Source organism: Psychrobacter sp. Arc9, assembly GCF_041431295.1.
In the GTDB taxonomy this organism is placed as follows: domain Bacteria; phylum Pseudomonadota; class Gammaproteobacteria; order Pseudomonadales; family Moraxellaceae; genus Psychrobacter.
Window position 1 is genome coordinate 16589 of the sequence record NZ_JASMRK010000023.1, and the last position, 20244, is coordinate 36832.

Annotated in this window: 17 protein-coding genes and 1 pseudogene; 10 read left to right on the top strand and 8 right to left on the bottom strand. The window is 42.5% G+C overall.

The window, feature by feature from the left end; genetic code table 11:
* Positions 1-116: 116 nt before the first annotated feature.
* On the top strand, positions 117-416 hold the full coding sequence (locus tag QO187_RS10975; protein WP_057761845.1) for a hypothetical protein: 300 nt from the start codon (positions 117-119) through the stop codon (positions 414-416).
* Between the two features lie 117 nt (positions 417-533).
* Here the strand turns inward: QO187_RS10975 and QO187_RS10980 are convergent, their stop codons facing one another.
* From QO187_RS10980 to msrA, 4 genes are all read right to left on the bottom strand, one after another.
* Positions 534-1994 (bottom strand): lytic murein transglycosylase, encoded by a 1461-nt coding sequence (locus tag QO187_RS10980; RefSeq protein ID WP_371548356.1) that lies wholly within the window; start codon positions 1992-1994, stop codon positions 534-536.
* A gap of 226 nt (positions 1995-2220) precedes the next feature.
* On the bottom strand, positions 2221-2934 hold the full coding sequence (locus QO187_RS10985; protein ID WP_371548357.1) for a DUF1499 domain-containing protein: 714 nt from the start codon (positions 2932-2934) through the stop codon (positions 2221-2223).
* A gap of 52 nt (positions 2935-2986) precedes the next feature.
* Positions 2987-3679 (bottom strand): thiopurine S-methyltransferase, encoded by a 693-nt coding sequence (tmpT, locus tag QO187_RS10990; protein ID WP_371548358.1) that lies wholly within the window; start codon positions 3677-3679, stop codon positions 2987-2989.
* Between the two features lie 178 nt (positions 3680-3857).
* Positions 3858-4379 carry a peptide-methionine (S)-S-oxide reductase MsrA gene (gene msrA, locus QO187_RS10995; RefSeq protein ID WP_057761837.1) on the bottom strand — a complete coding sequence of 174 codons (522 nt, stop codon included), beginning with the start codon at positions 4377-4379 and terminating at the stop codon, positions 3858-3860.
* A gap of 260 nt (positions 4380-4639) precedes the next feature.
* On the opposite strand from msrA, the gene cmoA reads away from it, so the two are divergent.
* The 4 genes and pseudogenes from cmoA to QO187_RS11015 all read left to right on the top strand — a co-directional run bounded on the left by cmoA (position 4640) and on the right by QO187_RS11015 (position 9581).
* On the top strand, positions 4640-5437 hold the full coding sequence (gene cmoA, locus QO187_RS11000) for a carboxy-S-adenosyl-L-methionine synthase CmoA (protein ID WP_371548361.1): 798 nt from the start codon (positions 4640-4642) through the stop codon (positions 5435-5437).
* 110 nt (positions 5438-5547) lie between these two features.
* Complete coding sequence (locus QO187_RS11005) at positions 5548-7242, top strand: AIPR family protein (RefSeq protein ID WP_371548363.1); 1695 nt, start codon at positions 5548-5550, stop codon at positions 7240-7242.
* Between the two features lie 146 nt (positions 7243-7388).
* A complete protein-coding gene (cmoB, locus tag QO187_RS11010; RefSeq protein WP_371548365.1) occupies positions 7389-8435 on the top strand; it encodes a tRNA 5-methoxyuridine(34)/uridine 5-oxyacetic acid(34) synthase CmoB in 1047 nt (348 codons plus the stop codon).
* Between the two features lie 91 nt (positions 8436-8526).
* Positions 8527-9581: pseudogene (locus tag QO187_RS11015) on the top strand (DUF1176 domain-containing protein).
* Between the two features lie 165 nt (positions 9582-9746).
* Here the strand turns inward: QO187_RS11015 and QO187_RS11020 are convergent.
* The gene (locus QO187_RS11020; RefSeq protein ID WP_101205310.1) at positions 9747-9965 is read right to left on the bottom strand and encodes a DUF2788 domain-containing protein; all 219 of its coding nucleotides are present in this window, start codon (positions 9963-9965) and stop codon (positions 9747-9749) included.
* Positions 9966-10343: 378 nt separating this feature from the next.
* On the opposite strand from QO187_RS11020, the gene argS reads away from it, so the two are divergent.
* The 3 genes from argS (at position 10344) to QO187_RS11035 (ending at position 14287) form a co-directional block, all read left to right on the top strand.
* Positions 10344-12173 carry an arginine--tRNA ligase gene (argS, locus tag QO187_RS11025; RefSeq protein ID WP_102093450.1) on the top strand — a complete coding sequence of 610 codons (1830 nt, stop codon included), beginning with the start codon at positions 10344-10346 and terminating at the stop codon, positions 12171-12173.
* An 87-nt stretch (positions 12174-12260) separates the two neighbouring features.
* On the top strand, positions 12261-13067 hold the full coding sequence (locus QO187_RS11030) for an SPOR domain-containing protein (RefSeq protein ID WP_102093451.1): 807 nt from the start codon (positions 12261-12263) through the stop codon (positions 13065-13067).
* A 125-nt stretch (positions 13068-13192) separates the two neighbouring features.
* The gene (locus tag QO187_RS11035) at positions 13193-14287 is read left to right on the top strand and encodes a PTS transporter subunit IIC (RefSeq protein WP_371548368.1); all 1095 of its coding nucleotides are present in this window, start codon (positions 13193-13195) and stop codon (positions 14285-14287) included.
* 160 nt (positions 14288-14447) lie between these two features.
* Here the strand turns inward: QO187_RS11035 and QO187_RS11040 are convergent, their stop codons facing one another.
* From QO187_RS11040 to clpP, 3 genes are all read right to left on the bottom strand, one after another.
* Positions 14448-15434, bottom strand: coding sequence for an SDR family NAD(P)-dependent oxidoreductase (locus tag QO187_RS11040; protein WP_371548370.1), 987 nt, complete (start codon positions 15432-15434; stop codon positions 14448-14450).
* A 326-nt stretch (positions 15435-15760) separates the two neighbouring features.
* Positions 15761-17035 (bottom strand): ATP-dependent protease ATP-binding subunit ClpX, encoded by a 1275-nt coding sequence (gene clpX, locus QO187_RS11045; protein WP_057761822.1) that lies wholly within the window; start codon positions 17033-17035, stop codon positions 15761-15763.
* Positions 17036-17222: 187 nt separating this feature from the next.
* A complete protein-coding gene (gene clpP, locus QO187_RS11050; protein ID WP_197411852.1) occupies positions 17223-17849 on the bottom strand; it encodes an ATP-dependent Clp endopeptidase proteolytic subunit ClpP in 627 nt (208 codons plus the stop codon).
* Positions 17850-18757: 908 nt separating this feature from the next.
* Here clpP and QO187_RS11055 point away from each other — a divergent pair.
* The gene (locus tag QO187_RS11055) at positions 18758-19786 is read left to right on the top strand and encodes an urease accessory protein UreD (protein ID WP_102093456.1); all 1029 of its coding nucleotides are present in this window, start codon (positions 18758-18760) and stop codon (positions 19784-19786) included.
* A 118-nt stretch (positions 19787-19904) separates the two neighbouring features.
* Positions 19905-20207, top strand: coding sequence for an urease subunit gamma (ureA, locus tag QO187_RS11060; protein WP_057761815.1), 303 nt, complete (start codon positions 19905-19907; stop codon positions 20205-20207).
* Positions 20208-20244: the final 37 nt, after the last annotated feature.

Below are 20244 nucleotides of genomic sequence, written 5' to 3' on the forward strand. Positions count from 1 at the left end.
AATGCTTGTGAATCTTCCTCAGACCCGTAATAATAAAGTCAGTTAGTTAGCAGTATTAACAACGTTAACTATTTTAGAATGAGAACTATAATATTAATAATTAGGGAGAGCGTACGATGAGCAATGCTAAAAATGACGAACTAAAAAGAGAGATCGATGGTCTAGAAAAGTCTATGCATGATGCTGATCAGTTTCATACGTTAGAAGAGCAAGTAGCAGATATGAAACGTCGCGGTATAGATCCTAGCAAGGCCTACAAAGATTTAGACAGTAAAGCCGAAGATGAAGATTGGGGCGATGCGACTTGGAAAGAAAACGGTAAGTGGGAGCCAAAAACGGCTGCCGATTTAGACGACAAAGCTCGCGAAAATTGGAATGGTGACAATGGTCAGCCTAAGCCACCACCTATCGTCTAGATACGTATTTTGAGAAGATGAGATAAGTTCTATTAATAATTATCTATAAATAAAAAAGCCACGCTATCGTTAGCGTGGCTTTTTTGATGCATTTAAATAGCATCACTTATCTTACTACTATGAACCTTGGTCTATACGAACAAGTTTGATAGTGCCATCGGCATCAGTAACGCGGCGATAACGTGTATTACTAGAAGTTGAGGAGCTCACTGATGGTTGAGATGAGTAGCTACTAGGAGCAGTCGTTTGCTGCTGAATCAATTGTCCCATGCGATCGGCGGGTGCAGGATTCAGAGGTTTGCTGTTTGCAGGCTGCCCGTATTGAGTTTGACTCGGCGCTGCATTGCCAACGATGGCGCGATAGAACTTCTGGCCTGCGCGTCCGTCAGCTGGGAAAATACCGCGACTAGTCTGATATTGCTGGATAGCGGTACGAGTATTGTCTCCGATGATGCCATCTACACCGCCAATGTCATAACCGGCATTTAGCAAAGCTTGCTGAATGTCTTTGGCCTGCTGGCGGCTGATACCAGGATCGTCTGTCGGCCACGCAGTGATAAAGTCTGTTTTGCTGCTGTCTTCGCGAGTGATTAGATCTGATAAGTGTGCGATAGCCAGTGCGTAGTTTTCTGAGGCGTTATAAGAGTAGAAAGTGTCGAAATTTTTGCCCACCAAGAAAGCAGGGCCTTCCATACCAGCGGGTAATAATAAGCCTGCACTGCTCAAATCATATGGTAGCGGACTGCCATTAGCCAATGTCAGACCTTGGTCACGCCAGTGGCTTATCGACTTTTTGTCTTTACGATTCGAAGCGGCCCAAAATCCATCAGGTAGTTTGACTTCATAGCCCCAAGGCTCACCAGTACGATAGCCGCGATTGTCCAAGAAGTTTGCGGTAGAAGCGAGTGCATCAGGTACGCTATTGACCAAATCACGACGTCCATCACCATCGAAATCCACGGCCAATTCTAAGAAAGTACTCGGCATAAACTGTGTCTGTCCAAAAGCACCTGCCCATGATCCTGTCATATCATTTGGTGCGATATCACCGTTTTGCACGATTTTTAGCGCATTGGCGTACTCACCTTGAAAGTAGCTCTGACGACGATCGAAACAAGACAACGTCGCTAAAGACTCAAATAATGGTTTTTTACCTAACGTCTGACCAAAGTTAGATTCTACGCCCCAGACACCGAGCACATGCTCAGCTTTTACGCCATAGCGCGACTCGATTTGACGTAGAGTCGAGCCCCATTGACGCTTGGCTCGGATACCGTCCTCGACACGCTCTTTGTCTACCAATGCTGATAAGTAGTCCCAGACGTCTTTTTGAAACTCTGGCTGGTAGTTGAGTGACTGAATGACACTAGGATCAGGCTGGCTTGGGCGATAGTTATTAAAGGTATAACCATCAACACCGCTAAACTTGCTAGAGTTTTTTAGATTGTCCAAACACTGCTGAAACTCGCTATTGGATAAATCAGGTGCTGGCGGCTGAGCAGCTTGAGCAGTGGTAGCAAGGCTGATGCCGACAGCAACACTAAGCAGCGACAAAGTAGAAAAAGGAGTCAAACGCATGAAAATATCCTATAAACGTTAAAATAGTTATCGAAAGGCAAAAAATGATATTAACGTAGAGTAACCAATCTAAACAGTAAAGAAAAGCTGTCGAAGTACCAAGGTTATAAATGGTTACGATAAATTGACGCTGCCGTGAGATTAGAAGAGGATTTCATAGAGCTGAAAATGCAAAGCGTTAAACAGTACTTTATCGCGAGGACTATCTTTAGGAGATATAACCTGTTTATTTAGCTAACACACTATCTAGTTCTTCTATAAATCTATGAATCCGCGCCGCATTTTTGCCCAAATCACTCTGTCCAACTCGTGACTTACTGCGGATATCAACTAAGCGCTCGCTATCGTTGTCAGTCACACGAATGATGATATCATCTTTGAAACCAAACCAAGCAGTCGTCTCTGTTGCTTCGATGATGCCTTTATCGGCATCAGTATTTACAAGCTCCCATCCTAAACTTTCTATAGCTTGTTTGGATGCTTCAACCAATTCAGGCTTCGATTGAGCATAGGTCAATGTTTGCAAATCAGGGTAGGCAGTACGTTGTTGTTCAGCCGCTTCTGCACCTGCGTACTCTACGGGATTTGGCGCATCTGCACGTAGTGGAGCAATCGCAACAAACTCAGGCGGATTTACCAAATCGGTAGAAATATCGTGAATAGGTGGTACATTTTTGGCCGTATTCATCATGCCGAGCGGGACAGCGATTGCAGCGAGAGCAAGTACGGCTGAGGCTAGTGCGCTCTCAATACTGGCTGTATTGCGTTTAAATAATAGCTGAATAGCTAACAATACCAATGCTGCGATACCAGCAAATAACCCAAATTTAAACCCCGTAAATGCAGTGCCTAACTCTACAACGCCAAACTTATACAATGGGCCTACCAGAGCAACCAGCAGAATAGCAGTTACACTCATTAGACCGACTATCATTTTCATTCATTTTCTCCGTTGCGATTTAGCAGCTTTTTAAAAGTTACATGAGTTTGGTTCATTTATTGCTCAATAGCCAAACCTGTTCTGTGACGGTGATATCAGGTGCAGAACCTATAGAAGAAGGCACGCTTGCTAGCTCACTGATTTGGTAGTGAGCGCTATAATACTGCTCTAATTGTTCGCCATTAATAGAGAAGGGTGGTCCATTCTTTTTACGCTGATCGTAATTTAGCGTGAGTAAAAGCTGCGGTGTTATTTTATTGTTAGCACCATCAACTTTACTGGTAACGCTACTAAGTTTCCGCACTTGCTCACTATATTTCACATGCATGTCAGCTGGCAGGGCGATTAATGCCGCTTTATCATATACTGCATCAATAGAGCCAATATCTTTAGCGGTCAGTGCAAAAATATCAGCGACCCATAAAGTGATGGTCTGTCCTGACAACTGACCTTGATAGTATTTAATCATTGGGTTGTCTGCCTGTTGATAGACAGTAGGTTCGATGTTTTGCTCAGCAAAGAATTCTTGTACGGCTGTTTCGACCAACTCAATACCCACCACGTCATAGCCTTGCGTCGCTAGCCAAACCATATCAATAGATTTACCACAAAGCGGCACAAAAATGCGGCTACCCGCAGTTAGATTGAGGCGGTTAAAGTACTCAGTCAGCAATGGATTGACCGTAGATTGATTGAATCCAATGCGACCTTCTTGCCAACGTTTGTGCCAAAACTCAGGGTTCATGCTTCATTCCTCTATTTGTAAGTTTCTATATATAAGGTTCTAATCTTTATCTGATATATTTAAGGGATAAATAATAAAAAGCCAAACACCTATAGTATAAGTGTTTGGCTAGTATCTAACATTAGGCTAAGAAACTTTTTGAATAAATAATGTCTTATTCAATTTAGCGAACCCTCATTTAACTGACCATATATTTGCTAAATTCTTTACGCAGTTTGGCAAGCTTTGGCGGTATTGCAAAGTTGCAATAAGCCTGTCCTGGGTTTCTGTTGAAGAAATCTTGATGTGAGTCTTCTGCTTGATAGAATTCAACGGCAGGATGTACTTCCGTCACTACATTAACGCCCATATCGCGTAATTTATTGATGGTGCGGTCAACGGTCGGTTTTTGACTATCTTCGGTGTAAAAGACCACGCTGCGATACTGACTACCGACGTCATTGCCTTGACGATCCATCGTGGTGGGATCATGCGTGGCGAAGAAGACATCGAGTATCACTTCTAACGGGACGATAGACTCATCAAATTCGACTTTGATGACTTCGACATGGCCAGTTGTACCACTACAGACAGCTTCATAATTGGCAGAGACAGCATCGCCGCCCATGTAGCCTGAGACGACAGATTGCACACCTTTTACCGATAAAAATACAGACTCGGTGCACCAGAAGCAGCCGCCACCTAATACGATCGTTTGCATAATTTTTTCCTATTATTATAAATATGGGTTAAGCGCTATATTTGGTAGTGATGCTCTCGTTTTTCAATGTTTCTTTCAAACGCCTCATTACCCTTGGCACTATTTATTCAGCTTAGCAGGCAAGCCAAAGGCGATAAGTAACAAACAGTAATGTTATAATGGGCTTTTGCTATCTTATTTCTTTATCAACTGATAATGACAAGCGAAACCACTAAGCAAAAGTCATCCAGTAATTTTTAATTTCAGTTCTATTCTAAAAAATGAGTCATCCCATGAGCCAATCCCAGCCTGCTATCAAACATGACACCCTATTTGATAAACCGTTTACCACGCCACTGGATAAGGCCGCACGCTTTTCGTTTGACGAGCAAGTGGTGGCTTGTTTTCCTGACATGATTCGCCGCAGTGTACCCGGTTATGGACAGGTATTGGCGATGCTACCCATATTCGCCCGTCGTCATTGCAAGTATCGCCAGCAGAGCGATAGCGGTCAACGCGTTAGTCGTGTTTATGATTTGGGCTGTTCATTGGGTGCAGCCAGTATGACGCTAGCGGGTGAGTTCGACCCACAAGACTTGCAGATTAAAGCAATTGATATCTCACCAGCGATGACGACAGAGGCGACCACGCTACTGAGTGAGAATTATCCTGAGCACGATATCGAAGTAATCACAGCAGATATCCGCGATATTGAGCTTGAGCCGTGCGATATGGTGATCTTGAACTTGACGCTACAGTTTTTGCCAGCTGCAGATAGGGTAGCAGTATTAGAGAAGATTTATGCGGCATTAAGTGAAGGCGGCATATTGGTACTGACTGAAAAAACCCATGCATTTGATGAGCAGTATGATGCGTGGTTGGTTGAGCGTTATTACGACTTTAAACGTGCCAATGGCTATACCGAAATGGAAATCAGTGGCAAGCGTAATGCGTTAGAAAATGTCCTCATTACTGATACCTTAGATGAGCATCATGCACGGTTAGATCAAGTTGGGTTTGCGCGTCATCTGACATGGTTTCAGTTTTTGAACTTCGTCTCTATTGTGGCGTTTAAATAAGGCCATTTAAGTAAATAGTGGGAGTTAATCCTGCCGTCCGTTACTATCTGTCGTATCTACGCCAGACTTACAAATGATAGATTAGTCTTTAATAAAGAGAGAATTAAATCATGAGTATTATTCATATCAACCAAATTGCAAATAAAATAAAATCACTTTTTGCAAGTGATATAAACTGCGACGATTTAAATCGAGATGAACCTAACTTTGAAGATAAGCTCCTTACTCGATGCCTTGCTGCTTATGCAGTCTACCTAACCTTAGATTGTACTATAGCTGAAGCTGCCGATGCTGTAGTCGATGGGGCTGATGATAATGGGATAGATGCACTATATTATTCAGCTTTAAGTAAAAAAATGGTAATTGTACAGTCTAAATGGAGCAAAGAAGGGAGAAATGAGCCCAAAAGTGGCGATGTATCAAAATTTTGTGATGGGATTAAAGATTTGTTTAATACTGAATTTGATCGTTTTAATGATAAAGTTAAGGCTAAAAGCGACGTTATCGAAAAAGCATTAAATGAGTATGATACAAAATATGAAATAATTATAATTGATACACATAGCAAATCCGACTTAGCAGAACATGCTACTAGAAAGATTAATGATTTACTTACAGAAATGAATAACACAGGTGAAGACACTCAAGAGCAGATTGTTACTTACAGAAGATTATTTCAAGGTAAAGTTTATCAATCTTTGGCGAGAAATTCGGGTGATGAGCCTATTGATTTGGAACTGAATCTAACTAACTGGGGAATGGTTGCTGAGCCCTATAAAGCATTTTATGGCATCGTAACTGGTGACGAAATAGCTGATTGGTGGGGAGATTATAGAATTAAGCTATTTGATAAAAATATAAGACAAGTTCTTGGAATGACAGATGTTAATGCAGAGATTGAAAGTACTATTGAAAATAACCAATCTAATTTTTGGTATTTCAATAATGGTATTACCATTATATGCGACAGTATTGAAAAAAGTAAGTTAGGAGGTTCAAGTAGAGATTATGGACAGTTTAAGCTAACTAATGTTGCAATAGTAAACGGGGCTCAGACCGTCAGCACAATTGGACGTTATAAGATTGACACTCATCGCCCAATGGAGGATTTGAAAGTACATTTAAGGATAATTTCATTAAATGACACACCTAAGAACTTTGGTGAACAAGTTACTAGGACAAACAATAGACAGAATAGAATTGAAAATCGTGATTTTGTTACTCAAGACTCTGAACAGTTGAGAATAAAGACTGAATTATCAATTGAGGGTATTGAATATTCGATTATGCGATCTGAATCTTTTGAAAGTTCAGACAGAGCTTTTGATCTCAGTGAAGCAACAATATCATTAATTTGCTCTAAAAACAAAACTGCGCTAACAGCACAAGCAAAAAGAGGTATAGGTAAGTTTTACGAAAATTTAGATAAAGGTATTTATAAAGAGGTTTTCAATCAAAGTGTACAAGGTATATACGTCTATAACTGTGTAAAAATAAACAGAGTTATAGAAAAAGTTATCTCAGATGAAATACAAAAGCTATCGAAGAAAAGTGGTAAGAAATATGGAACATTGGTTCATGGTAATCGGATTATTTCTCAATTAACATTTCATACATTAGGTCTAATTAGCAAACTTAATGATTTCGATTTTGAGCCTGATGAGGACAATATTGAGCAAGTAACATTATCGATGATTAGCGAAGTTGAGCAACAACTTGAGGCACAATTTCCAGAAAATATTTTAGGAACTCTATTTAAGAATACATCTAAATGCACTTCGATTGTTAAGTCTATTCAAAGCTAGCTACTTAAGGTATTTACCTATGGGTTAATATTTTGACTAGTTTAGGCCGTTATATATAGATACTTTAAAGAAACAATAAATTATTGGTGTGCTAATCACACCATATAAAAAATCATATTTTTTGATTAACACGGTAACCTGCTTTTATGCTCAACGACACTATCATCAACGCCGAACGCGAATTGTATCTAACCCTACTAGAGCTGGCACAGCAGCAGCCGAGCGCTTATGAATGGCTTAAGCAATTACCAACATGGCTAGGTGATATAAAAGACAAAGCCAACTATGCACACGCGCCTGCTTACCAAGCGTCAGTCGCTCGTTTGCCAAACTTAGCTGTCAATAATGTCGATCTAGATAGTGATACATTGACGATTGAGGCAGATCTAAATGAATCTCAGCGCAAACAAACAACGGCACTATTAAAGCAATTGATGCCATGGCGTAAAGGCCCATTTCAAATTGGCGGTCAAATCGGCGATGATGAGTCAGGTATTAAGATTGATACCGAGTGGCATAGTGATTGGAAATGGAAACGTGTTGCGCCGCATTTAAGTAGATTGGACGGTCGCCGGGTATTGGATGTAGGCGGGGGCTCTGGCTATCATGGCTGGCGTATGGCAGGGGCTGGCGCGGATACGGTTATTATTATTGATCCATCATGTTTGTTTTATCATCAGTTTATGGCGATTCGTCATTTCATTGGTGCCGCAGACGCTAGTGATACAGGTAGCTATCGGACGCATTATATTCCTGTACCGCTTGAAGCGTTACCTGAGCACAGTCAGCTGTTCGATACCGTATTTAGCATGGGAGTGCTGTATCATCGTCAGTCACCGTTTGAGCATTTACAACAGCTTAAAGGACAGTTAGTCAAAGGTGGTGAGTTGGTACTTGAGACGTTGGTGATTGAAGGTGATGCCAATACTATACTGGTGCCGCATGACCGATATGCACAGATGAATAACGTCTATTTCTTGCCGTCGGTGGCGGCATTAATTGGCTGGTTAGAGAAAGCAGGGTTTTCAGATGTGCGCTGCGTCGATGTAGCAGTCACCTCGACTGAGGAACAACGACAAACCGAATGGATGACTTATCATTCGTTAGCAGATTTCTTAGATCCTAATGACTCGACTAAGACCGTCGAAGGATATCCTGCTCCCATGCGTGCGACTTTGATTGCCAAAAAATAGCATTGATGGTGGTAGCTAACATAAGGAAAGCACTATGAAGACATCAAAGACTTTTATTGTAGCTACCATCAGCTTGCTATCGCTACCTGCTATGGCAGGTTATGGAACTATATCCGAAGGCTGGGGCTTTGTACAAGATGACTGGCAGGTGGTTTGTGATAATACGCAGACTTGTCGAGCTGCTGGATACGCAAGTGAAGCACTAATAGATGAGCCTGCTTCAATATTGCTCACAGCATTGCCAAAAGTAGCTCTGCCAAAAGCGCAAATTCAGTTTATATCAGAAGTGCCGCTAGATGATCTTAAGCCTGCTGAGCTTTGGCTGAATAATAAAAACTATGGTGTGCTGCAACCCAACAAAGAAGATAGTCTATTATACGACTTATCAGCCAAGCAGACCCAAGCACTGGTTGATCATGCTCGTATCGCGACCAAGATAGCGATTAGAGCGGGTGATAACTACTGGCAGATCAGCGATAAAGGCATGTCAGCAGTGATGTACAAGGTCGGGTAGGGACGCCGATAGCGTTGGTCAGTAAGAATAATCCAAATCGTCAACTTCCTAAAGCAGCTCTACCAAAACCAATCATTCAAAAAGCATTTGCGTATTCAGCAAAAGACAACAAAACACTTGCTCCATCAAAGCTGGCGTATTTTCAGAAAAATATTGATAACTGGGTCGATATTAATGCCGAGCAGCTTATAGGGTCCAAAGACATAATGGGCGACTGTGAGCTAATCAACCCAAAAACTGAAACATATCAGCGAATGTCAGAGTATGGCTCTACGATGCTTGGTTGGGACTTTATGCCGGTTGATGATCGCTATACGTTAGCCGCGCATAGTTGCTGGCTAGGTGCTTACAATTCTAGTAATGGCTATTGGCTCATTGATAATGCAAAACCTAGCAAACCTACGCTTATCACGACAGCAGGAAATGATTATTTTGATGGTGAGATTTCGGCCACTCACAAAGACCGAGGTATCGGTGATTGTTGGAGCCGTACTGCATGGATATGGAATGGTAAAACGTTTGCTAAGAGCGAAGAGTCTAGTACGGGAATGTGCCGAGGTTTTGCTGGTGGAGCATGGGACCTACCAACGTATGTGAGTCAGGTTATAGAGAATAATGCTAAGGCTCAGTAGCTTTTTGATTTAGAAAACTTTGATCTAAGAAGCCTTGATTCAAAAGTCCTTGATTTAAATGACTGATACCTTATAAAGCGCAACAGTCATAAGCCATATATTACCTTTTTAGTTTTGCTACTCATTTCCTAAGCGATATAGAAAGATAACGTTAAAAATGGCTAATTAGATTAACCATTTTTTGAAAGCGACTTCCATAACTATCTTTAGGATAAAACCAACAGAACCTGCACCAAGTGCTAAGAATATCCAAAAAGTACCAGCGCGCCCAGCTTCAGACGTTTTAGAGATATCCCACATAATAAAAAACAAGAAAGCGATGAATATCGGCAACAAGACGTACAGTCCCCAACTGGTGACAGTACTGGCGGCAATAGCAAACATGGCGTAATCCTATAATAGAGTAGTAACGCGTCTTCTATATTTTAGAAGAACCGTACAAACCAATATTATAACGTGGAAGTAGTCAGGTATAAACGACTGCCCAGTATTGAGCAACAGTAACGCTACAATTCACGTTATGAGTTATTTATCTGTTTTGCATCATTGATATTAGTCAGCCCAAATCCTGATAACGGTAAGATTTTAGTGCTAATTTTGGCGCAAATGGTGCAATAAAGCGCAAAGATTGTTATATTTACAGGTTACTTATCTTTTTACATTATTCTATCCCTGCAATGTCGGTCGCTATTATAATAAGCAGTTATCGATTGCTCGCATTCGCACCGTTTTTGTTGTTTATTTAATTGAGTTCAAATTCCTATGTCACAAGCCCAAATTGATACGCTTGCATCCCTGTTTAACGATGCAATTCAAACCCTACAAGCAGATGGTACGCTACCAAGCGATTGGCAAAACAACAGTCAAATCACCCGTACAAAAGATTTAAGTCACGGTGATTTTGCCAGTAATATCGCGCTAACGGCAGCGAAAGCAGCTAAAGCCAATCCGCGTCAACTTGCTGAAAAAATCGTCAGTGCATTGCCTGACAATCAAGATATTCGCCAAGTAGAAATCGCAGGACCAGGGTTTATCAACGTATTCTTAAACTCGGAAGCTAAATTTTCTGTATTGGACGATATTTTCACGTTGCAGGACCGCTTTGGCTTGAGTAATCAGTTTGACGATCAAAAAGTCCAGGTTGAATTCGTCTCTGCCAATCCAACGTCAAGTCTGCATGTCGGTCACGGTCGCGGTGCTGCATTTGGCATGAGCGTCGCTAACTTGTTAGAAGCTATTGGCTATGACGTCACGCGTGAATATTATGTCAATGACGCTGGTCGTCAAATGGACATCTTGGCCACCAGTACATATTTGCGTTATCTACAGCTAAATGGTGAAGAGATAACTTTCCCAGTCAACGCCTATCAAGGTGATTATGTTAGTGATATCGCCCAGACGCTAAAAACACAGCATGGCGATAGCTACGTACATAGCTTTGCAAACGTTGCCAAAGATGTGCTAGAAGATGCTCAGTTTGAGATTAATGCTGACGGCGAAAAGACCTTAGTTTCAGGTGATAAAGAAGCGCATATTGATGGCTTGATTGCCAATAGTAAGTCTTTGCTAGGTGACAGCTACGCGTTATTTTTAAACGCAGCATTGAGCAGTATTTTGGCGGATATTAAAGACGACTTAAATGACTTTGGCGTGAGCTACGAGTGCTGGTTTAGCGAAAGATCTATCGATAGCGAGATTGAGCCTGTATTACAGATACTAGATGACAAAGGCTATCTATACGAAAAAGATGGCAACATCTGGTTTAAGTCGACTGATTTCGGCGATGAGAAAGACCGTGTGGTACGCCGTGCCAATGGCCAGTCGACGTATTTTGCTTCTGACATCGCTTATCATAAAAACAAGTTTGATCGCGGCTTTGATAAAGTCATTAACGTCTGGGGCGCAGACCACCATGGTTATGTCCCACGCGTAAAAGCAGCGCTACTAGCTCTTGGTATCGATGCTGAACGTCTGGATGTGGTGCTTGTACAGTTTGTGGCATTGTGGCGCGGTAGTGAAAAAGTACAAATGTCTTCGCGTTCTGGTCAGTTTGTGACCTTGCGTGAGCTACGTGCAGAAGTCGGCAACGATGCTGCACGATTCTACTATGTAGCGCGTAAGCCTGAAGTGCATGTTGATTTTGATTTAGAACTTGCCAAATCACAAAGCAAAGACAATCAAGTGTATTATATCCAGTATGCTCATGCGCGCGTTTGCCGTGTGTTAGAAAAACTGGCAACTTACGATTTGACCGTAGATGATGCTGTTGGTTTGGCACATCAAGACTTGCTAAGTGCGCCAAATGAAGACGAGCTGATTAAACTGTTAGCAGGATATCCAGCGACGTTACTTCGCGCAGCGACTGGTTACGAGCCACATGTCTTGACCAACTACCTGAAAGAGCTAGCGGCATTGTTCCATGGTTGGTATGACACCAATCGTATCTTGCCTATGAGCTTGACGTCAGGTGAAACGCCAAGTCAGGATGAGCTAGACTTAATGCAAGCACGTTTGCGCTTGTCAAAAGCCACTAGGCAAGTATTGGCAAATGGGCTTAGCCTGCTAGGCTTGTCTGCACCGTCTAGCATGTAGTGCTTTTCTAATATGTGACATGAGTATAGACAGCTGATAGCATTAATTCGATGATGATAGTTAAATCCAGTAGGGAGAACGAGATCCATGCTAGCCAAAAAACCTAAAGGCGCGACAGAAAAGCGCAAATCAAGTAGCGTATCAGGCTTATTGTGGATGTTTGTTGGGGCCGTATTGACCCTTATGATCGGGGTGTTTATCTACCTCTCACCATTATTCAATTTTAGCCCCGCTGAAGGTAGTGCTGAGAACGATCCTGATCGCCAAGTACAGCCACGTGTGGATACTGATACCGACAATGGCGATTATGAGTTCTACGATATTTTACCTAATCAAGAGATGGCAACCATCCCTGATGAAGATATCGCTGACATTGATAATGATCAAATAGGTGATATCGGTGCGTTTGAACCAGACGTCGTTGTGACTCAACCAGAGAGCGATACAGGCAGTACAGAAAGTACGGGTAGCTTTGGTGGTTCGGAAAATGCGACTGTCGAACCTGCTGGTAGTAATAATGCTGGGTCGAGTGAGGATATCGTTGTCGTTGAAGAAGATGCAACCTATGATGGTACGCCGCCTGCTACTAGCAACGCTACAACCCGCAACAATAATACAGCAGCAGGTACGGCCAGCATCCAAGCTGCCAAACCTGCGGCGACCTACATCTTGCAGATCAATAGCTTTAGTGATGCAGATGAAGCGGATCGTCGCCGTGCGCAAGTACTGATGGCGGGTGTCGATGCTCGCGTGGTCAAAAACACGACGGGCAATGGCTTGCCAATTTATCAAGTCATCTCACGTCCTTTGAATAACCGTCAAGCAGTAACGACGGCACAGCAGCGCCTACAGAACAATGGTATAGATTCTATTATCGTTGAACAGCGTCGCTAGGTTGAGTCGTTTACAGTTATTGTATTTATTAAAAAAGCGTCGTAATGACGCTTTTTTTATCTCTTTATTTTATCAAAATCTTTCTAGCTGTTTTATCCTATTAAACGTTCATTAAGAGTATGGTTATGACCGTATCTAACTCAGTAACACCGCAAGCAGGCATTATTAAAGCGTTCTTTCAAAAATACTTTATCGATGCTTTTACTGGTATGGCTTTAGGGCTATTTGTCACGTTGATTGCAGGTTTGATTATCTCGCAAATCGGCGGTTGGTTAGATTTGCCGGCATTGGTCGCGGTCGGGAAACTTGCCTCGATATTAATGGGTGCTGGTATCGGCGTAGGTATCGCTTATTATCTCAAAGCGCCAACGCTAGTGATGCTTAGCTGCCTCGTAGCGGGTATGCTTGGTGCCCATTCCGAAGCACTAATGGCAGGCACGCTCTTTACGCCGCAAGTGGGTGGGCCTGCAACCTTTGTAGCACTGCCAGGCAATCCCATCGGCGCTTATCTGACTTCTGTGTTTGCTTATCGTGCTGGCACTTGGGTCGCTGGTAAGACTAAGCTTGATATTTTATTGGTGCCATTGGTTGTATGCGGTATTGCTCTTTTAGTTTGCGCTCTGCTCAATCCGCCTATCGTAGCAGGGGTCGCAGCTATCGGTCAGGGTATTCATGCTGCTACTGAATTACAGCCACTGCTAATGGGCATCGTCATCGCCGTAGTGGTTGGTATTTTATTGACCCTACCAACGTCGAGTGCAGCCATTTGTATTGCCATTGGGCTTGGTGGATTAGCGGGCGGGGCAGCAGTGGTAGGCTGTGCTGCGCATATGATTGGTTTTGCTGTTGCAAGTTTTAAAGACAATGGCGTTAGTGGTGTCATCTCTCAGGGCTTGGGTACCAGTATGCTGCAGATCCCTAACGTGCTTAAAAAACCCATCACTCTGCTGCCTGCTGTCATTGCTAGTGCTATCGTTGGGCCTATCGCGACCGTTGGTTTTGGATTAGCTTGTACCGCGACAGGGGCGGGTATGGGTACTGCTGGTTTGGTCGGTGTGTTTGGGGTTATTGAGGCATCACAAGAAATCATGAGCACCGGTCAACTATGGACAGCGATTATTCTATTGATGTTTATATTACCTGCGGTGATTGCAGGGTTAGTGGCTTACATCATGCGCCGTATAGGTTGGTTGGTCGCTGGCGATATGAAGCTGCCTTAATGCTTGGAGCATTGAGTTAAAATATCATTAACAGTCTCAAAACTCAGTCTTATCCTTAATCAGCAATAACAACGCTTAAAAAGCCCAGCTACGACTATAGCTGGGCTTTTTATATATAAATTAATCAATTCCTCATGAAATAGGAAATGTTTACAGCATACTATTTAACGGTCTTTAGCTTCTTATGACGACGTGGTTTTAGTTTGCGGGACAGTTGATGGAAGTCGTTCAGCACTTGGCTATAATGTGAGGGAAATACACGTTGGATGGCATCAATCATCTTAGCATCGTTACCAATTAAGCAGCGTTGCTGGTTGGTCGCTGCTGCCTGTAGGATAATCCAAGCCGCTTCATTGGCATCGAACTTTAAAAACTTATTAAAACTTCTGATGGCTTTGGGCCCAGTACTCATGCCAATATCATGGATGCTTTCATTGCCGCGCGCGCTGTTGGCAATATTGGTTTTGATGCCGCCCGGATGGATACAAGTCGCTGATACCCCGCAGTTCTGTATATTTAGCTCTTGGCGTAAGCTCTCTGTGAAGCCGCGTACGGCAAATTTGCTAGAGTTGTAGGCCGACTGTGATGGCTGAGCGGTCAAACCAAACAGACTTGAGATATTGATAATATGTCCATGCTCGCCAAATTGGCTCTGTTTAACGCTGTTTTTGATTAACGTTAAAAATGCCTTAGTGCCGTAAACCACGCCCCAAAAATTAATATTCATTACCCATTCAAGCTCACTAATACTACTGCCTTCGACGGTAGAGTAGAGCGCAACACCTGCATTATTAAAGATAAAATTTACTTTGCCATGATCGCTCATGACGCTATCAGCCCATGCTTCCACCGCTGTATTGTCTGATACATCGAGTACGGTAATAGTGACGTTGACATCATAATTGGCAAGTAACTGTTTGGTCGCTGCCAGCTGTTCAGGATCGATATCTGATAATGCAACATGACAGCCCATTTTTGCTAAATGAATGGCTAGCTCACGTCCCATACCAGAGCCTGCGCCTGTGATAGCAGCGACATGGTTGCGATAGTAGGATGCAACGTCTGAGTCATCCAATGAAGTATGGTTAGAAGAAAACGGTAGATGTTGGCGCAATGAAGTCGCCATAGCGGTCATATGGTTGAGCATAATAAACAATCCTTTGTCTTATTAATCATATGGGTTGTACGGGATATATCTTGCGGTATATAGAAATAAAGTATAAAGGTCAAAACAGTCTATCTACATTAGCATGGTTTACACTGATGTCTGCTAGCGATTAATAAACGCTGCTGTCATTTCAGAGTAGATGTAATAAAAGTCGCCAATTTTCAGTAGGCAAGTTATCTAATAGACAAGCTATCTAACAAAAAAATTGGTTAAATAATAGGCATAAAAAAAGCGTCTTAGCTTATTTAGCCAGACGCTTTTTAGTAGTCCGTTAATGATAACGGACTATTTAAACTAACTATAACTTAAGCAATTTTAGGTACTTTACCTTCATTGATCACATCTGCATCAACCATTACAGTTTTAGCATTTTCCATGGAAGGTAGCTCATACATGGTCTCAAGTAGGGCGTTCTCTACAATCGAACGTAGACCACGTGCACCAGTTTTACGCTCCATGGCTTTTTTGGCGATGGCATCTAGGGCTTCTTGAGTAAAGCTAATCTCAGCACCTTCCATGTCAAACAAGTACTTGTACTGTTTTACCAGTGCGTTCTTAGGTTCTGTCAGGATTTGTACTAGGGCCGCTTCATCTAGCTCTTGCAGTGCCGCAAGTACTGGCAGACGACCGATTAGCTCAGGAATCAGACCAAACTTGATCAAATCTTCTGGCTCGACTTCTTGTAGCAAGTCTGAGCTGCGACGGCTGTCGTCTTTTGAGCTGACATCAGCGTTAAAGCCGATACCGCCTTTTTCGGTACGTTGCTGAATGACTTTATCAAGTCCAGCAAATGCACCACCAACGATGATTAGGATGTTGCTAGTGTCAACTTGGATCAACTCTTGCTGCGGATGCTTACGACCACCATGCGGCGGGATAGCAGCCACCGTACCTTCGATTAGCTTTAGCAACGCTTGCTGTACGCCTTCACCTGACACATCACGCGTGATAGATGGGTTGTCACCTTTCTTACTGATTTTGTCGATTTCATCAATATAAATGATACCTTGCTCAGCTTTAGCTACATCATAATCAGAAGCTTGGAGGAGCTTTTGTACGATGTTTTCAACGTCTTCACCAACATAACCAGCTTCGGTCAATGTCGTGGCATCAGCCATCGCAAAAGGTACATCTAACAGACGAGCCAAGGTTTGCGCAAGCAGCGTCTTACCAGAACCAGTCGGACCGATTAGCAAGATATTACTCTTAGCCAATTCTACCATTGCATCGTCAGCGCCGATCTTAGCTTTTTTGCTATCGTTGGCTAGCGTTTGGCTAACTTTTAGACGTTTGTAATGGTTATAGACGGCCACAGCCAATGCTTTTTTGGCAGCGTCCTGACCGATGACATATTCATCAAGCTTGGCACGCAGCTCTTTTGGCGTTGGTAATTTTTTATTGACCCAAGAAGTGTCTACTTCGCTATCATCATCACCGTGCTCTGCGCTGTCTGCGATTAAGTCAGTACATAGCTCGATACATTCATTGCAGATATTGGCATCGTCAGCAGCAATCAGTTGCTGTACATCGCTTTTGGCTTTACCGCAAAACGAACACTGCGGGGTATTATCTTCTGCCATAAAAGGCGCTCCTAAAATTTAAAACTGGTTAGTTTATTTGTAGTATGTCAATTATCGTATTCATTCAATGGTCATACCTTTCAATAGATCAGGCATGACATTGATAACGGTTTACTGTACGGCAAATAAACTATAAAAGGTCTTATGATTGCACTCTCAATGAAGAGGCATCACGTTAATGCTTAGATTACAAAGATTCAGGGCGACGCTCTAATACTTCGTCAACCAAGCCATATTCTTTGGCTTCTTGAGCATCTAACCAATAATCACGCTCAACGTCTTTTTCGATTTTCTCTACTGGCTGACCAGTGCGCTCAGCTAAGATACTATTTAGACGTGCACGAGTTTTAAGGATTTCACGAGCATTGATTTCGATATCTGTTGCTTGACCCTGCGCGCCGCCTGAAGGCTGGTGAATCATAACGCGAGCATTAGCAAGTGAATAGCGCTTGCCTTTTTGACCAGCAGCCAATAGGAATGAACCCATGCTGTAAGCACCGCCCATACAGATAGTAGACACCTCAGGTTTGATGAAGTTCATGGTATCAAAAATAGCCAAGCCAGCGCTTACTGAACCACCTGGTGAGTTGATATACAAATGGATATCTTTGTCAGGGTTTTCAGCTTCTAAGAATAGTAACTGGGCGACGATAAGGTTAGCCATGTTGTCTTCGACCTGACCGGTCAAAAAGATAACGCGCTCACGTAATAGGCGTGAAAAAATATCAAACGAGCGTTCACCGCGTGAGGACTGTTCAACCACCATAGGTACTAAAGCCGCTTGTGTGGTCTGTACTTCTTTGTGCGCACTCATCAGCATATCAAAATGCGGGTTGGCAGTGATGCGATCATAATCTGTCATAGAAAAGTCCTATCGATAAATGTATAAAATAAAAATGGATTGAATGATTTTATTGTCTGGTAGTTTTTGACTAATGGGTTGTTTATAAGGGGGCTGCGCTCACTATTCAAGCCTATAAAACGGGTTTGTGCATAAAATAGGTGAAAAACTGACCCTACGATATTGCTAGGACTCATTGCTTATATTAAAACTTATACTAAAAATACGTCTAGAAGTAGATAAATACTATCTTATCTATTATCAAGTCGTACAGATATTGATAGTATCTATATCGATACAAATAGCGTAAATCATGTCTGACCTGACTTTTTAACATAGAATACCTGATTAATAGCCCTACAATCCACCTATCTTACTGACTAAGCCTGCAAATAGTTATGCGTTTAGGATTTTTGCTTATCTAATGTCCTCAGAGGGTATTGCGCTAACAATAACGCTAAAAAATGCACTGTTATGGACAAAATGTACTATTTTGGTGCAAGTATCTGCTAATTTTATAAATGACTGAAGCTCAAAAAACGTTTAGAAAATAGCTGGAAATATATGATTGTTTTTATCATATAAGTTAAATAGAAAAAGCACAGACAAATCAAAGTTTTGAGCCGATAAGGTTTCTTATTTGGTTATCTGCTATCAAAAGTTGGCACAGTGCTTGTATCAATAAAAACATTGACGCTTTTATTTATCATGGTGCGCTAGGCACGATAAATGGTGTACGCTGTATTTCTTCGTTATTATTCTGACATTGCTGTCGCGAATGAACTGTAGTTAACGATTGGCAATAGAGTCTTAACGGATAGCAAATGATAGTTGTCACATAAAATACTGAAACATATTTAATTGGTAAATGAGTATATAAAATGAGTTGGGCCTCTTCTTTAGCATTAAGCTTCGACACTGTTAGCAGGACAAGTACGGCCAAAGAAGGTACGGCTGATAACTCAAAAACGCGGCTTTATCATCGCAAGCATACAGGTGCCTTGATGGTACAGCGTGCTCTATATCCTGAGCCAAGCGTACAGCAGGGTATTTGTCACATACTGATGTTGTACCCGCCAGCCGGTATCGCAGGTGGCGATACGCTGACCATAGACCTAAGTTTGGATAGTGGTAGCCACGCTGTTGTCACCACACCAGGGGCAGGTAAGTGGTACGGCAAAGACAGTGTCAGCCAAAAACATAAAGCTCCGTTGGGCGACAACGATACTCACCAAAGTATGAGTCAAGACGAGATAGCTGATTATGCTAGTCAACATATACAAGCCAACCTCGCAGCAGATACCCGTCTAGAATGGCTGCCGCAAGAGAGTATCATTTATAACGAAGCCAATATGCATGCAGTGAGCCGCTTCGATTTGAAAGATTCCTCTAGTCTACTGACATGGGAGATTAGCGTATTTGGGCGGCAAGCTTACGACGAGCAGTTTTTGCAAGGGCGTTATCATACTGGATTGAACATCTACCGAGATGGTAAGGTTATCGTTGCTGAGCGAGTGGCACAGGCAGCGCAAAATCGCTGGTTTACCTCAAATTTAGGATTAGCGAACCAGCATATTTATGGCTCGTTTTGGGCAATACCCAGCTTAAGCGATGTCCATGACAATCTTGCACTCTCCGCGTCACAAACCACGCAATCGACCGAAACTGCCCAAGCAACTATCAAGCAGTCATTAACCCGCTATCTAGATAATACTGTCGTAGCATTACGCCAAGTCATTGCTCAAGCACAAATGCCTGTCTACTGCACTCATAATTGCCAAGCGATCAATATCCGCTACATCGGCTCAGATGTACGTGGTTGTTTTGAAGCGTTTTATCAGCTGAGAGAAGTCTTGCGAGATCATTGGTGGCAACTTGAACCTTGTCGTCCACGTATTTGGGACACATAATACGGCCACTTTTAATAATGAAACTAAGATATATTGCGACTATTTTTAATCGATATTTAATGCTTTGAAAATCTCTAATCTGCTATAAATATAATGATAAGTACAATAAGGAATTGTCATGCACCTGACCCCAACAGAAAAAGACAAACTCATGCTATTTACCGCTGGTATGGTGGCTGAGCGCCGCAAAAATCGCGGTGTTAAGCTTAACTATCCCGAAGCCATCGCTTATATCAGTATGTTGCTGATGGAAGGCGCACGAGATGGTAAAAGAGTTGCCGAGCTGATGAGTGAAGGTGCTACGTATTTGTCTGCTGATGATGTCATGGAAGGTGTCGCAGAGATGGTAGATGAAGTGCAAATCGAGGCGACTTTTCCTGATGGCACCAAACTGGTCACGGTACATAATCCCATCGTGTAACGCTGTATACCATTGTTATAGCACTGACATGCTCACT

What these genes read in the sequence shown, in the direction of transcription:
- QO187_RS10975 (WP_057761845.1), top strand. Translation starts at nt 117, where the DNA reads ATGAGCAATGCTAAAAATGACGAACTAAAAAGAGAGATCGATGGTCTA.
- QO187_RS10980 (WP_371548356.1), bottom strand. Translation starts at nt 1,994, where the DNA reads ATGCGTTTGACTCCTTTTTCTACTTTGTCGCTGCTTAGTGTTGCTGTC.
- QO187_RS10985 (WP_371548357.1), bottom strand. Translation starts at nt 2,934, where the DNA reads ATGAAAATGATAGTCGGTCTAATGAGTGTAACTGCTATTCTGCTGGTT.
- tmpT (WP_371548358.1), bottom strand. Translation starts at nt 3,679, where the DNA reads ATGAACCCTGAGTTTTGGCACAAACGTTGGCAAGAAGGTCGCATTGGA.
- msrA (WP_057761837.1), bottom strand. Translation starts at nt 4,379, where the DNA reads ATGCAAACGATCGTATTAGGTGGCGGCTGCTTCTGGTGCACCGAGTCT.
- cmoA (WP_371548361.1), top strand. Translation starts at nt 4,640, where the DNA reads ATGAGTCATCCCATGAGCCAATCCCAGCCTGCTATCAAACATGACACC.
- QO187_RS11005 (WP_371548363.1), top strand. Translation starts at nt 5,548, where the DNA reads ATGAGTATTATTCATATCAACCAAATTGCAAATAAAATAAAATCACTT.
- cmoB (WP_371548365.1), top strand. Translation starts at nt 7,389, where the DNA reads ATGCTCAACGACACTATCATCAACGCCGAACGCGAATTGTATCTAACC.
- QO187_RS11020 (WP_101205310.1), bottom strand. Translation starts at nt 9,965, where the DNA reads ATGTTTGCTATTGCCGCCAGTACTGTCACCAGTTGGGGACTGTACGTC.
- argS (WP_102093450.1), top strand. Translation starts at nt 10,344, where the DNA reads ATGTCACAAGCCCAAATTGATACGCTTGCATCCCTGTTTAACGATGCA.
- QO187_RS11030 (WP_102093451.1), top strand. Translation starts at nt 12,261, where the DNA reads ATGCTAGCCAAAAAACCTAAAGGCGCGACAGAAAAGCGCAAATCAAGT.
- QO187_RS11035 (WP_371548368.1), top strand. Translation starts at nt 13,193, where the DNA reads ATGACCGTATCTAACTCAGTAACACCGCAAGCAGGCATTATTAAAGCG.
- QO187_RS11040 (WP_371548370.1), bottom strand. Translation starts at nt 15,434, where the DNA reads ATGCTCAACCATATGACCGCTATGGCGACTTCATTGCGCCAACATCTA.
- clpX (WP_057761822.1), bottom strand. Translation starts at nt 17,035, where the DNA reads ATGGCAGAAGATAATACCCCGCAGTGTTCGTTTTGCGGTAAAGCCAAA.
- clpP (WP_197411852.1), bottom strand. Translation starts at nt 17,849, where the DNA reads ATGAGTGCGCACAAAGAAGTACAGACCACACAAGCGGCTTTAGTACCT.
- QO187_RS11055 (WP_102093456.1), top strand. Translation starts at nt 18,758, where the DNA reads ATGAGTTGGGCCTCTTCTTTAGCATTAAGCTTCGACACTGTTAGCAGG.
- ureA (WP_057761815.1), top strand. Translation starts at nt 19,905, where the DNA reads ATGCACCTGACCCCAACAGAAAAAGACAAACTCATGCTATTTACCGCT.